At 60.9% G+C, this 13,484-nt stretch carries 15 protein-coding genes; 4 read left to right on the top strand and 11 right to left on the bottom strand.

From position 1 onward, the window contains the following. Window positions 1-42 precede the first annotated feature (42 nt). The 4 genes from C9422_RS07590 to C9422_RS07570 all read right to left on the bottom strand — a co-directional run bounded on the left by C9422_RS07590 (window position 43) and on the right by C9422_RS07570 (window position 4,809). Window positions 43-1,374, bottom strand: coding sequence for an MFS transporter (locus C9422_RS07590; RefSeq protein ID WP_116580209.1), 1,332 nt, complete (start codon window positions 1,372-1,374; stop codon window positions 43-45). A gap of 186 nt (window positions 1,375-1,560) precedes the next feature. Next, a complete protein-coding gene (locus C9422_RS07580; protein ID WP_116580208.1) occupies window positions 1,561-2,487 on the bottom strand; it encodes a hydroxymethylglutaryl-CoA lyase in 927 nt (308 codons plus the stop codon). Further along, window positions 2,484-3,677, bottom strand: coding sequence for a CaiB/BaiF CoA-transferase family protein (locus C9422_RS07575; protein WP_116580207.1), 1,194 nt, complete (start codon window positions 3,675-3,677; stop codon window positions 2,484-2,486). The genes C9422_RS07580 and C9422_RS07575 overlap by 4 nt, the downstream gene beginning before the upstream one ends. A 199-nt stretch (window positions 3,678-3,876) precedes the next feature. Then, window positions 3,877-4,809 carry a LysR family transcriptional regulator gene (locus C9422_RS07570; RefSeq protein ID WP_116580206.1) on the bottom strand — a complete coding sequence of 311 codons (933 nt, stop codon included), beginning with the start codon at window positions 4,807-4,809 and terminating at the stop codon, window positions 3,877-3,879. A gap of 131 nt (window positions 4,810-4,940) precedes the next feature. On the opposite strand from C9422_RS07570, the gene C9422_RS07565 reads away from it, so the two are divergent. Then, the gene (locus tag C9422_RS07565; RefSeq protein ID WP_116580205.1) at window positions 4,941-5,960 is read left to right on the top strand and encodes a DUF4917 family protein; all 1,020 of its coding nucleotides are present in this window, start codon (window positions 4,941-4,943) and stop codon (window positions 5,958-5,960) included. A gap of 109 nt (window positions 5,961-6,069) precedes the next feature. Here C9422_RS07565 and C9422_RS07560 read toward each other — a convergent pair whose 3' ends face one another. After that, window positions 6,070-6,612, bottom strand: a complete 543-nt coding sequence (locus tag C9422_RS07560; RefSeq protein ID WP_116580204.1) for a helix-turn-helix domain-containing protein — start codon at window positions 6,610-6,612, stop codon at window positions 6,070-6,072. 159 nt (window positions 6,613-6,771) lie between these two features. On the opposite strand from C9422_RS07560, the gene C9422_RS07555 reads away from it, so the two are divergent. Beyond that, a complete protein-coding gene (locus C9422_RS07555; RefSeq protein WP_116580203.1) occupies window positions 6,772-7,554 on the top strand; it encodes an aldolase in 783 nt (260 codons plus the stop codon). A 29-nt stretch (window positions 7,555-7,583) separates the two neighbouring features. After that, window positions 7,584-8,471, top strand: a complete 888-nt coding sequence (locus tag C9422_RS07550; RefSeq protein WP_116580202.1) for a dihydrodipicolinate synthase family protein — start codon at window positions 7,584-7,586, stop codon at window positions 8,469-8,471. Window positions 8,472-8,605: 134 nt separating this feature from the next. On the opposite strand, the gene C9422_RS07540 is transcribed toward C9422_RS07550, so the two are convergent. The 3 genes from C9422_RS07540 to C9422_RS07530 all read right to left on the bottom strand — a co-directional run bounded on the left by C9422_RS07540 (window position 8,606) and on the right by C9422_RS07530 (window position 10,043). Further along, window positions 8,606-8,950: a YegP family protein gene (locus C9422_RS07540; protein WP_007976754.1), complete on the bottom strand. Its 345-nt coding sequence runs from the start codon at window positions 8,948-8,950 to the stop codon at window positions 8,606-8,608. Window positions 8,951-9,141: 191 nt separating this feature from the next. Further along, window positions 9,142-9,447 carry a ribbon-helix-helix domain-containing protein gene (locus tag C9422_RS07535; RefSeq protein WP_116580201.1) on the bottom strand — a complete coding sequence of 102 codons (306 nt, stop codon included), beginning with the start codon at window positions 9,445-9,447 and terminating at the stop codon, window positions 9,142-9,144. Between the two features lie 14 nt (window positions 9,448-9,461). Beyond that, window positions 9,462-10,043, bottom strand: coding sequence for a DJ-1/PfpI family protein (locus C9422_RS07530; protein WP_116580200.1), 582 nt, complete (start codon window positions 10,041-10,043; stop codon window positions 9,462-9,464). A 339-nt stretch (window positions 10,044-10,382) separates the two neighbouring features. Between C9422_RS07530 and C9422_RS07525 the strand changes: the two genes are divergently transcribed. Beyond that, window positions 10,383-11,273 (top strand): DMT family transporter, encoded by an 891-nt coding sequence (locus C9422_RS07525; protein ID WP_116580199.1) that lies wholly within the window; start codon window positions 10,383-10,385, stop codon window positions 11,271-11,273. 81 nt (window positions 11,274-11,354) lie between these two features. Here the strand turns inward: C9422_RS07525 and C9422_RS07520 are convergent, their stop codons facing one another. The 3 genes from C9422_RS07520 to C9422_RS07510 form a co-directional block, all read right to left on the bottom strand. Further along, window positions 11,355-12,572, bottom strand: coding sequence for an SAM-dependent methyltransferase (locus tag C9422_RS07520; protein ID WP_116580198.1), 1,218 nt, complete (start codon window positions 12,570-12,572; stop codon window positions 11,355-11,357). Between the two features lie 132 nt (window positions 12,573-12,704). Further along, window positions 12,705-13,067, bottom strand: coding sequence for a hypothetical protein (locus tag C9422_RS07515; protein WP_116580197.1), 363 nt, complete (start codon window positions 13,065-13,067; stop codon window positions 12,705-12,707). Between the two features lie 2 nt (window positions 13,068-13,069). Continuing rightward, window positions 13,070-13,348, bottom strand: coding sequence for an ogr/Delta-like zinc finger family protein (locus C9422_RS07510; RefSeq protein ID WP_116580196.1), 279 nt, complete (start codon window positions 13,346-13,348; stop codon window positions 13,070-13,072). Between the last annotated feature and the right edge of the window lie 136 nt (window positions 13,349-13,484).

Genomic DNA, 13,484 nt, shown 5'->3' with positions numbered 1-13,484 from the left:
GGATGCGTGGTCCGGGCAGGTGCTGCCGAAGACTGCGATCTTTTAAAACTTGTCGAGTGTGCGCAACTTCTGCGGCAACCCCCACAGCAACAGCGCCACCGCGATCAGTGCACAGACACCAATGACATACAGCGCCGGCGTGGTGCTGCCGGTCAGGTCCTTGATCCGGCCGACCATCACCGGGCTGACGATGCCGCCGAACTGGCCCAGGGTGTTGATCACCGCAATCCCGCCCGCCGCGCCCGCGCCGGCACCGGCCAGCAGTTTCGGCGGCAGGGTCCAGAAGCTCGGGATGGAGGCGATGATCCCGGCACCTAGCAGGCCCAGCGCGACGATCAGGAAGGTCGTGTGGCTGGCGAAGATCCCGGCACAGAAGAACCCGACCGCACCGACGCCCACCAGACCGGCAACATACTTGCGCCGCTCGCCGGAAGCATCGGACAGGCGCCCGATCACCACCATGCTGATGGCGCCGCAGATGTACGGGATGGCGGTCAGCAGGCCGATCATCACCGGACTTTCGGTGCCGGCGCTGCGGATCAGTTGCGGCGCCCAGAAATTCAGGCCGTAGGACGCCACCTGGATCAGGAAGTAGATCAGCCCCAGTGTCAGGAAACCCGGAATCCGCAGCGCGGCGAGCAGCGAGCCACCGCTCTTGTGCGGCTCATGCTGGGCGATGCGGCTGGCCAGCAAGGTCTTCTCCGAAGGCGTCAGCCAATGGGCATCTTCGATGCGGTCCTTGAGCAGGGTCAGCACCAGCAATCCGAGGCCGATGCACGGCACGCCGCCGAGCAGGAACAACCAGTGCCAGCCGCGCATATCCAGAAAGCCGTCGAGGTGTTGCAGCACCAGTCCCGAGAACGGCGCGCCCACCAGGCCGGCGAACGCCGACGACAGGAACAGCATCGAGGTGATGCGTCCACGATAGTGCTGCGGGAACCACAGGGTCAGGTAATACAGTACGCCTGGGGCAAAACCCGCCTCCATCGCGCCGATCACGAAGCGCAGCACGTAGAACTGCCATTCGCTGTTGACGAACACCATGGCCGCCGTGGCCAGGCCCCAGGACATCATGATCCGGGCGATCCAGCGCCGGGCGCCGACCTTGTACAGCATCATGTTGCTCGGCACTTCGAAAATCACGTAACCGACCACGAATAATCCGGCGCCGAGGCCGTACGCGGTGTCGCTCAGGCTCAGGTCGGCCTGCAGTTGAAACTTGGCGAAACTGATGTTGATGCGGTCGAAAAAAGCGAACAGGTAGCAGACCATGATCAGCGGCATCAGGCGCCAGGCGACTTTGCTGACCAGGGCTTTTTCGGTGTCGTGGCTAACGGACGGGCTCGCGCTCGCCTCCAGTGCATTCAGGCTCATTGCGGTTCTCCAGGCGGACTTCCCGTGGGTGTCCGATTGTTTTTGTTGTCTGGTTGAGTAGCTCAGCGAAAGTGCTTTTACTGTGGGAGCGAGCTTGCTCGCGATTGCGTCGGGTCAGCCAACATTGATGTTGACTGTGACTCAGTCATCGCGAGCAAGCTCGCTCCCACAGGGGGTCGTGGTGGATCAGGAGGGGATTGGATGCAGGTCACAATTGCGCCCGGCCTTGGCCAGTTGCCCCGGTACTTCGTGGCCGAGCAGCGCCGGCAGTCCTCGGGACAGTTTCAGCAGCAGCGGCAGATCGATACCGGTGTGAATGCCGACTTCATCACACAGGTTCACCAGGTCTTCTGTACAGATGTTGCCCGACGCTCCCGGTGCAAACGGGCAGCCGCCGAGGCCGCCCAATGCGGCGTCGAAACGTCGGGCACCGGCCTCGTAGGCGGCCAGCACATTGCACAGACCGAGGCCACGGGTGTTGTGGAAATGCAGGGTCAAATCTGCCGGCGCCACCCGCTGCAGCACCCGGCGCACCAGTCGCTCGACCTGGCGCGGATTGGCCATGCCCGTGGTGTCGGCGAGGGTGATGCCCCGGATGCCGAGCTCCTGATAGGCCTCGACGATTTGCACGACGCGGTCCTCATCGATCTTGCCCTCGAACGGGCAGCCGAAGGTGGTGGCGATGCTGCCATTGAGACGCACCGGGCTTTGGCCAACGAATCGCACGATCTCGCCGAACGCTGCCAATGAATCTTCACAACGCATGCGCATGTTCGCCAGGTTGTGGGTCTGGCTGGCGGACATCACCAGGTTCAGCTCATCGGCACTGCACGCCAGCGCCCGTTGCGCCCCCTTGAGGTTGGGGATCAAGGCGACGTAGATCACCCCCTGCTGCCGGGTAATGCCCTTGAACACCAGCTCGCCATCGCGCAGCGCAGGAATGGCCTTGGGCGACACGAACGAACCGGCTTCGATGCGGCTGAATCCGGCCAGCGACAATTGATCGATCAGGGCAATTTTGTCGTGGGTTTCAACCCAGGTCGGCTCGATTTGCAAACCGTCGCGTGGGGACACTTCCTGCACGATCAGGCTGTCGGAATAATCGGTGATCATTGCACCACTCCTTCGACTTTCAGGCGTTCGATGTCCATCGCGGTGAGGCCCAACTGCGCGAGGATGTCGTCGGTGTGCTGGCCCAGCCCGGGGCCGGACCAGTTCACGCCGCCGGGTGTCTCGGAGAGTTTCGGCACGATGCCCGGCATTTTTACCGTGGCGCCTCCGGGAAGTTCGGCATTGAGCAGCATGTCCCGCGCCTGATAGTGCGGATCGGCGACGATGTCGGCCACCGAGTAGATGCGCCCGGCCGGGACTTCGGCAGCTTCCAGCGCGGCCAGCACCTCGCCGATGGGCAGGCTGCTGGTCCAGTGCGTGATGGCGGCGTCGAGCAGGTTGCTTTTGGCGGCACGCCCGTCGTTGTGGGCGAATTCCGGCGCCTCGGCCAGATCCGGGCGGCCGATGGTGTGCATCAGGCGCTTGTAGATCGGATCGCTGTTGCCGGCAATCACCACATAGGCGCCGTCGGCGGTCAAATAGGTGTTGGATGGCGCGATCCCCGGCAAGGCGCCGCCGCTGCGTTCACGCACATGGCCGAGCATGTCGTATTCCGGCACCAGGCTTTCCATGACGTTGAACACGCTTTCGGCCAGGGACACATCGACGATCTGCCCGCCGCCCTGCCCGGTCTTGACCCGCAGCAATGACATCAGCGCACCGATCACCGCATGCAGCGAAGCCAGGGAATCGCCGAGGCTCACGCCGACCCGCGCCGGCGGCGAACCGGGGGTGCCGGTGGTGTAGCGAATCCCGCCCATGGCCTCGCCTATGGCACCGAAACCCGGACGATCGCGGTACGGCCCGGTCTGGCCGTAACCGGAAATCCGCACCAGGGTCAGGTTGGGGTTGAGGGCGTGCAACACGTCCCAGCCAAGGCCGAGTTTCTCCAGGGCGCCGGGGCGCAGGTTTTCGATCAGCACATCGGCGCTGGTTGCCAATTGCTTGACCAGTTCGATGCCTTCGGGGGATTTGAGGTTCAGCGCCAGGGACTTCTTGTTGCGCGATTGCAGGTACCACCACAGCGAGGTGCCTTCATGCAGCTTGCGCCATTTGCGCAGGGGATCGCCCTGCCCCATGGCTTCGATCTTGATCACCTCGGCGCCGAACTCGGCCAGCATGCGCGCGGCGAACGGCGCAGCGATCAGCGTGCCGATCTCGATCACCTTGATTGCACTCAGGGGGGCAGTCATCGCGGGGTACCTCTTGTTCTTGGAATATGAGCCAAGGCTAGAGGACTGATGCCTGATGAATCCAACCTTCAGTTGGCAACGGGCGTTCGCGAAACGCGAACGCCTGACGATTCCTCACCCGTAGGAGCTGCCGCAGGCTGCGATCTTTTGACTTTGTTTTGTAGAAGCAAGATCAAAAGATCGCAGCCTGCGGCAGCTCCTACAGGGAGGCTTCCATTGGGGAATCAATTTTCCCACGCAAATGCTCAAACAACATCCGGCTCACCGGCGACAGCAGCGCCTCATCGCGCACCACCAGAATCAGCGCCCGATCGGACCATTCGTCCGTCAACGGCACCGCGTGCAAACCCAGCGCCCGGCCGAATAATTCATAGGCCCGCTGCGGAAGGATGCCGATCCCCATGTTGGCCTGGACCATGCGGCACATGGCATCGAACCCCGGCACATGAATGCGCACCCGCAACACCTTGCCGGCTTCGCGGGCCGCTGCATGGGTACGCATGTTGATCGAACTGGCGGCATGCAGCCCAACGTAATCGCTGCCCAGCGTATCGGCGAACGCCACGCTCGAGCGGTTCGCCAAGGGATGGTGCGGCGGCATCAGCACCACCAGTTTGTCCTGGCGATACAGCACGCTGTGCAGCCCCTTGATGTCACTGTCGATGGAACAGATGCCAAGGTCGGCCACCCCGTCGAGCACGCCCTGAATCACCCCGGCGCTGGGGCGTTCTTCGAGGTCGGTCTTGACCTGTGGGTGACGCTCGGAAAAATCCCGCAGGTCCTCGGGTAAAAACTGAATGATCGCCGACAGGTTGGCGAGCATCCGCACATAACCGCGCACCCCGTGGCTGTGCTCGCCCAGTTCGAGGCCCATTTTCTCGACGTTGAACAGCATCTGCCGGGCATGGTGCAGCAGGGTTTCACCCGCCGGTGTCAGGGACATGCCCTTGGCCTGGCGCACGAACAGGCTGATGCCCAGCGCCTCCTCCAGCTCCATCAGGCGCTTGCTCGCCGCCGAGACGGCAATCGCTTCACGCGATGCGGCACGGGTCAGTGTGCCCTCTTCATGGACGGCGACGAACAGTTGCAGAGTGATCAGGTCGAGACGGCGGATCAGGCTTTTTTGCAGCATCGGGTACTCGGCGAATTCGGCTCGGGCGAAGTCGCAGCATAACGTTCTTCGCCCGCGTCGTGCCGTGGTCGGGCAGCCGGTCGTGATAAAGTCGCCGCCCAAAGACCTTTTGCCGTGAGACGAAGACCGCAATGACCGATTTCCAGGATGTCGATGCCCAACTAGAAGACTGGAACGTCTTGCGCAGCACCGCTTCGTTCAGTGGTTTGCTGGTGGGCAACGGTGCCAGTCGCGCGGTATGGGACGATTTCGGCTACGAGTCGCTGTTCGAAAATGCCCGCACCGTTGAAGAAAAACCCCTGAGCCCGTCCGAGCTGAGCGTGTTCGACGCGATGCAGACCCGCAGTTTCGAGCAGGTACTGAGCGCGTTGAAAACCACCAGCCGGGTCAACAAGGCCCTGGCCGTCAGCTCCGCCGCCCCGCGCAATCGCTATTACGCGATCAAGGAAGCGCTGATCAACACCGTGCATGCGGTGCATATCCCGTGGCGGCTGGTGGTGCCTTCGACGCTGGCGACGATCAATCAGGAACTGGCCAGCTACCGCACGGTGTTCACCACCAATTACGACCTGATCAACTACTGGGCGGTGCAACACCAGCCCGAGGCGATCACCGATCTGTTCCAGGGGGCCGAACCCGCTTTCGACCTGAGCGACACGGCCACCGACAAAACCCGCTTGCTGTACCTGCACGGCGGTCTGCACCTGGTGCGCAACCAGGACGGCACGGCGCGCAAGCTGATGTCGACCGAGGGCACGTTGCTGGGCAACTTCGCGATCAACAACACGATCAAGACCCTCGACGACGTGCCGCTGTTCGTCAACGAAGGGCCGAGTACGGACAAGCTCAAGACCATCCGCAGTTCGGACTATCTGTCGTTCTGCTACGAGCAATTGCTCGGTCACGACCAGGCGCTGTGCATCTTCGGCCATGCGCTGGGGGAGCAGGACAGCCACATCATCCACGCCTTGCGCCTGGCGAAACCGCAGGTACTGGCGATCTCGATTTACCCGCGCAGCAAGGCTTTCATCCAGCACCAGAAGCGGCATTACGCGAAAGTGTTTGAGGGGACGGGGGTTGAGTTGCGGTTTTTTGATTCCAAGAGCCATGCGTTGGGTGGCCCCAAGCTATCGGTTCCAGTCGAAGTTTAGTACTGACCGATCTGACGCTTTCGCGAGCAAGCCCGCTCCCACATGGGATCTGTGTCATTCACAAATCCCATGTGGGAGCGGGCTTGCTCGCGAAGCTTTTACAGTCAACTCATTCCTCGGTGCTATGCACCACCACCAGCAACTGCGCCTGTACCTCACCCACCGAACGAATCCGGTGCGGTTTTTGCGCATTGAAGTGCAGCGCATCCCCACGATCGAGCAGCACGCGCTCGTTCATGAAGTCCACTTCCACCCGCCCCTCGTGGACGAACAGAAACTCCTCGCCCAGGTGCTCCTTGAAGGTTTTGTCGGTGAACTCCGCCGGCGGGTAAATGATGAACGGCAGCAGGCTGCGTTCACTGACCTGATGGGCCAGCACCGCGTAACCCGGATTGTTGCCACTGGCCCCCAGAGGTTGCCGTTCGTGGCTGCGCACCAGACTGTAGCTGTCGAGGCTGGCGTTGTCTTCAGAGAACAACTCCTCGACCTTCACGTTCAGCGCCTTGGCCAGTTTCAACGCCGCCGCAATCGAGGGTGTGTTCAACCCGCGCTCGACTTTCGACAGGTAACTCTTGGTCATGCCGGATTGTTCGGCCAGCGCTTCCAAGGTCACACCAAGTTTTTTTCTTAGTAATTTCAAACGGATAGACATGTGGAGCAATTAATCCATCAAGGAGGCAACGATTTGTCCTTGCCAATGACACAAAGTGTCATATAGGCTCTTTAGTGTCATTTGCGCTCGCCGACGACTTTGCGAGGAACCGGTGAGCGGCAAACCCGACGTCCATTGAATCACCCAAAGGACACCGATATGGCCAAGACATTAGCACTGCCCAAAGAGCAACTGGTCAAGCACGCGCTGAGCCAAATGCAAAATACCCTGGCGGATAATACGTGGACCGCCCGGCAAAAGCTGGCCCTGACCTGCCGCATTCTGTTCGAGCACGGTCACGATTCCGGTCTAGCCGGGCAAATCACCGCCCGTGGCCCGCAGTCCGGCACTTACTACACTCAACAACTGGGCCTGGGTTTCGACGAAATCACCGCAGGCAACCTGCTGCTGGTCAACGAAGACCTGGAGGTGCTTGAAGGCCACGGCATGCCCAACCCGGCCAATCGTTTTCACAGTTGGGTATACCGCGCCCGCCCGGACGTGAACTGCATCATCCACACCCATCCGACCCACGTTGCCGCCTTGTCGATGCTGGAAGTACCGTTGCAGGTTTCCCACATGGACCTCTGCCCGCTCTATGACGATTGCGCGTTTCTCGAAGGCTGGCCGGGTGTGCCGGTGGGCAACGAGGAAGGCGAGTTGATTGCCGGGGCACTGGGCGACAAACGGGCGATCCTGCTTTCTCACCACGGCCAATTGTCCACCGGCAACACCATCGAGGAAGCCTGTGTCATCGCGCAGTTGATCGAACGCGCCGCGAAGCTGCAACTGTTGGCGATGAGCGCCGGAACCATCAAGCCGATCATCCCCGCGCTGGGCCGCGAAGCCCATGACTGGATCGCCCGGCCGAAACGCCACGCCGCCGCTTTCAACTACTACGCCCGGCAGAGCCTGCGCCAACACGCCGATTGCCTGAACTGAACCCAGACCTTTTTGAACGGAGAGACACCATGTCCACCGCCAACATTCACGGCATCATCGGCTACACCATCACCCCCTTCTCCGCCCATGGCGAAGTCGTTGACCTGGACGCCCTCGGGCGCTCCATCGACCGCCTGATCGAAGGCGGCGTGCACGCCATCGCCCCGCTGGGCAGCACCGGTGAAGGTGCCTACCTGAGCGACGCGGAGTGGGATCAGGTCAGCGAATTCAGTATCAGGCACGTGGCCAAACGCGTGCCGACCGTCGTCAGCGTGTCCGACCTGACCACCGCCAAAGCGGTACGTCGCGCGCGCTTCGCCGAAGCCCATGGCGCCGATGTGGTGATGGTGCTGCCCGCGTCCTACTGGAAACTCAGTGAAGCGGAAATCCTTGCCCATTACCGCGCCATCGGCGACAGCATCGGCGTGCCGATCATGCTCTACAACAACCCGGCCACCAGCGGCACCGACATGTCGGTGGACCTGATCCTGCGCATCGTCAAGGCCGTGGAAAACGTAACCATGGTCAAGGAGAGCACCGGCGACATCCAGCGCATGCATCAACTGCAACGTCTCGGCGACGGCCAGGTGCCGTTCTACAACGGCTGCAATCCGTTGGCCCTGGAGGCCTTTGCCGCTGGCGCGAAAGGCTGGTGCACCGCCGCGCCGAACCTGATCCCGCAACTCAACCTGGATTTGTATGAAGCGGTGCTGGCCAATGATTTGGCCAAGGCCCGGGAGCTGTTCTACCGCCAGTTGCCGCTGCTGGATTTCATCCTCAAGGGTGGCTTGCCGGCGACGATCAAGGCGGGTTTGCGGGCAACGGGTCTGGAGGTGGGGGATCCACGGTTGCCTGTGTTCCCGTTGGGTGAGGCGGGTCGTGAACAGCTGCAAGGGTTGCTGAAAGCCCTGCGCTGATTCTCAGCCACACACAAAACCAAAAAATGTGGGAGCGGGCTTGCTCGCGAAGAGGCCGTCACATTCAGCATATTTATTGAATGTTGCACCGTCTTCGCGAGCAAGCCCGCTCCCACAGGGGATGTGCGTTGATCTCAAAGCACCGGCAGCGTCTTGTCCTTGACCACCTTGGTCGGGCCGTTGGCCTTCACGCTGGCGATACCTTTCTCCATGGCGGCGTCGGAGGAATAGGTTTCGCTGCTGCCGATGATCTCGTGGTTACCCGCCTTGAGGTTGAAATACGGGTGGCCGTCCTTGGTGGTTTTCTTCTCGTAGCGCTCATCCAGCGGGCTGTTGGCCTGGACCGAGGCGATGCCTTTGTCGGCGGCGGCGTGGGTGGTGTACAGCTCGCTGGTCAGAATGGTCTCGGCGTTGGCCGCCTTGAGGACGAACCTGAACTGGCCATTGCTGCTTTTGCTCACTTCATACCATCCGGACATGCTGTTTCTCCTTGGCGATTGAGAGGTTGCGCGCTTCACAGTAAAGACCAGCCAGGTGTTTCTGTCGCCTGTACCGGCCCCATCGCGGGCAAGCCCGCTCCCACAGTGTTCAAGGTGAAACACAGATTGTGTGAACACCAACAATCCCTGTGGGAGCGGGCTTGCCCGCGGTGGGGGCGATGCGGTCGCTGCTACTTCATCACCGTGCGCACCACCGACAACTCCGGCGCCTGCGTCCGCCGCTGGCTCAGATACCGCGTACAGCTCACCCGCAGGAACGAAGCAAAATTGACCACCTCGCCGCGATAGTCCATCACCTCTTCATACAGCTTGGCGATCAACTGATTGGTGGTCATGCCGTCGACCTCGGCGATTTCGCTGAGGATGTCCCAGAACTGATTCTCCAGGCGCAGGGTGGTGACCACCCCGCAGATGCGCAGCGAGCGGGAGCGCGATTCGTAAAGAATCGGGTCGGCTTTGACGTACAGCTCGCACATGGACATGTACCTCGTTACAGCGTGATTTTGGTACCCAGCAACCCCAGGAAACCGGACAGCCAGTTCGGGTGCGCAGGCCAGGCCGGCGCCGTGGCCAGATTGCCCTGAACATGGCCGTCCGTCACCGGGATGTCGATATAGGTACCGCCCGCCAGGCGCACTTCCGGAGCGCAGGCCGGATAAGCGCTGCATTCGCGGCCTTCGAGAATACCCGCTGCCGCCAGCAACTGCGCGCCATGGCACACGGCGGCGATCGGCTTGCCGGCCTGGTCGAATGCGCGCACCAGCTCCAGGACCTTTTCGTTCAGGCGCAGATACTCCGGCGCACGGCCACCCGGAATCAGCACCGCGTCATAATCGGCAGCGTTGACCTTGGCGAAGTCGAAGTTGAGGGCAAACAGGTGACCGGGCTTTTCGCTGTAGGTCTGGTCGCCCTCAAAGTCATGGATCGCCGTGCGCACGGTCTGGCCGGCGGTTTTGTCCGGGCAAACGGCGTGCACCGTGTGGCCGACCATCAGCAATGCCTGGAACGGCACCATCACCTCATAGTCTTCGACGTAATCACCAACCAGCATCAGAATTTTTTTCGCAGCCATGGGGAGAACTCCTCTGGAAGTGGGCGTGCAGGAGTATTCAAGGTAGTCCTTATCCGGTGGGCCGGGTAACAACCGGCTACTACGAACACATACAACCCCGTAGGAGCTGCCGCAGGCTGCGATCTTTTGATCTTGATCTTGATCTTGATCTTCAGTGATCTGTTTAGCTGCGAATTGAAAAGCAAGATCAAAAGATCGCAGCCTTCGGCAGCTCCTACGCGGTGCTCGCATTACTCGCAAACTGTACGGATAACTCTGCACCTAGCTGTAACAGCGCGAAAGCGAGCATTTATGGCTAGATGAGGGCACCTCCCATCACCCACGATTCTGGTTGCCATCATGTCCTCGCGCGAAAACACCGGCATGGCCCTGGGCCTGCTCGGCGTTGTGATCTTCAGCCTCACCCTGCCCTTCACGCGGATCGTCGTGCAGGAACTCCACCCGCTGCTCAACGGCCTGGGCCGGGCACTGTTTGCGGCGGTTCCGGCGGCATTGCTGTTGCTCTGGCGCCGGGAAAAATGGCCGACCTGGAAGCAGGTCAAAGGCCTGACGCTGGTGATGGCCGGGGTGATCCTCGGTTTCCCGGTGTTGTCGGCCTGGGCCATGCAAACCTTGCCGGCATCCCACGGTGCGCTGGTCAACGGTTTGCAGCCGTTGTGCGTGGCGCTGTACGCCGCGTGGTTGTCCCATGAACGGCCTTCGAAAGCGTTCTGGGCCTGCGCCGCATTGGGCAGTGCGCTGGTGCTCGGTTATGCGCTGATCAGCGGTGCCGGCAGCATTCAGGCCGGTGACCTGCTGATGCTTGGCGCCATTGCCGTGGGCGGGCTGGGCTACGCCGAGGGAGGCCGACTGGCCAGGGAGATGGGCGGCTGGCAGGTGATCTGCTGGGCGCTGGTACTGTCGACGCCGCTGTTGATCGGCCCGGTGGTGTATCTGGCACTGCAACACCAGGGCGGGATTTCCGCCAGGACCTGGTGGGCCTTCGGTTATGTCTCGCTGTTTTCGCAGTTCATCGGCTTCTTCGCCTGGTACGCCGGCCTGGCCATGGGCGGCATTGCCCGGGTCAGCCAGATTCAGTTGCTGCAGATCTTCTTCACCATCGCCTTCTCGGCGTTGTTCTTCGGTGAACATGTGGAGCCGATCACCTGGCTGTTTGCCGGTGGGGTGATTGTGACAGTGATGCTGGGGCGCAAGACAGCAGTCATGCCGGCACGTGTCGCCACGACATAAGGCAAGATCAAAGGATCGCAGCCTGCGGCAGCTCCTACACCGATCAATGTAGGAGCTGCCGCAGGCTGCGATCTTTTTGGATCAGCTCAAATAACCGTCAGCGCGCAGCAACGTTTCCAGGCAATGCTCGCTGATGTGGTAGAAATCCTTCAGCTCCTGAATCTTCGCCAATAGCTGCGCCGGTTCCACCGGCTCGGCGCGCTTGACTGCCAGGATCATCTTGTTCTTGTTGGTGTGGTCCAGCGAGATGAACTCGAACACCTTGGTCTCGTAGCCGCAGGCCTCCAGGAACAACGCGCGCAAACTGTCGGTGACCATCTCCGCCTGCTGGCCCAGGTGCAAGCCGTATTGCAGCATCGGCTTGAGCAGCGCCGGACTCTGGATTTGCAGGCGGATCTGTTTGTGGCAGCACGGCGAGCACATGATGATCGACGCGCCGGAACGGATACCGGTGTGGATCGCATAGTCGGTGGCGATATCGCAGGCATGCAGGGCGATCATCACGTCCAGCTCGCTCGGTGCCACGCTGCGCACGTCACCGCACTTGAACACCAGGCCAGGGTGTTCAAGCCTGGCGGCTGCGGTGTTGCACAGGGTAACCATGTCTTCACGCAGCTCGACGCCGGTCACCTCGCCTTCGGCCTTCAAGGTGTTGCGCAGGTAATCGTGGATGGCGAAGGTCAGGTAACCCTTACCCGAACCGAAGTCCGCCACGCGCACCGGTTTGTCCAGCGCCAGGGGTGACGAGGTCAGTGCATGGCTGAACACTTCGATGAACTTGTTGATCTGCTTCCACTTGCGCGACATCGCCGGGATCAGTTCATGCTGCTTGTTGGTTACGCCAAGGTCGGCGAGAAACGGCCGGCTCAGGTCAAGAAAACGGTTTTTCTCACGGTTGTGCTCGGCCGATGGCACTTCGCGCAATTGTTGAGGTTTGCTCTTGAACAGCGATGACTTGCCCTTTTTGCTGTATTCGAGCTGGGCTTCGTCGGTCAACGACAACAAATGCGCATTTTTGAACGACGCCGGCAACAACCCGGCAATGCTCGTCACGCCTTCGGCCAGCGGCAGGTTCTTGGTGATATCGCGGGTCTTGTAGCGGTAGACGAAAGACAGGCAAGGCTGCGCCTTGACCGTCACCGGCTTGATGATGATCCGCTGCAGGTCCGTTTCATCGCCCACGTACTTGGCCAGCACCAGTTTGATGAACGCATTGTGCTCGAGGCTGGCTTGCAGCAGTTCGATGAACTGGGCGTGATGATCCGGCGCGAGGCTGGCGGGAGTGGCGGTGACAGACATGGAAAAACGGCCTCAGGCAATGCAAAGCGGAGAATGCCGGTATTTTAAGGGGGACGAGGACTTTGGGCACGGGGTTATTTTGTGGCAGGTCCCAGTCACGCAGCCCAGGACCTCGATACAAGCGTTGAAGCCTCAGGGTTCCACCAGGCGAAGCTTGCGATTGTTCGGTGAATTGATGATGTGTTTGACGATCAGTCCCACTGGCACCGCCCAGGTCAGGCCATTGGCAGGGTCAGTCACCACGGCGACCGTTTCGGAACTTGCATCGATGTCCAGGCGCCGACGGTCGTTGCACGACTTGAGTACGCCATAGGCACGGCTAACCAACCTTTCCGCCAGGAACATCGGTACATCCATATTCTGCAGATGCTTCACCGCGCGACAAAACAGGACTTGATCATCGATCCCCCCTTCACTTTCATGACGCCCCAGAAACGCCTGGGCAACAGCCAATAGCTCCTCATTCAGACCTGCATTTTCATCGATGACCTTCATGCTCACGTCTCCTGCGACACTTCTGCCGTGTCAGGACTGACGGCAACAGGCCGGGAGGCCCGGCGCAAATCGGGTCCGGCGCAAGGCAGGCGTACGGCCGGATTGGGCATGCCACTGGGCGAAAGCTCATGAGTCATTTCAAATTCGGCACGTACGGACCAACCGCAAGCTTCCGACGTACATTGCAGATACGCCACCCGCAGGAAAATATGTCGGCCTTCGCTGGTGCGGATGCGCATCCGGCTCAAGCAGTGCGGGCACACCATTTTATAAGTACTCATGCTTGAATCCCGAGGGTCATTGGGTGGCAATCAACCTGATCAAACGCAATACTGCTTGAGGCGTTCATCGCGGCGCTCCGGGCTTGCGAACAGTGTCTGCCAGGCATAAGGAACTGCTTCGGGCAGACGCGTAATG

The sequence above is a fragment of the Pseudomonas sp. B1(2018) genome, assembly GCF_003097365.1.
GTDB lineage: Bacteria > Pseudomonadota > Gammaproteobacteria > Pseudomonadales > Pseudomonadaceae > Aquipseudomonas > Aquipseudomonas laurylsulfatiphila.
Note: the sequence above shows the minus strand (reverse complement) of the source record. Positions and strands in the feature narration are given on the sequence as shown.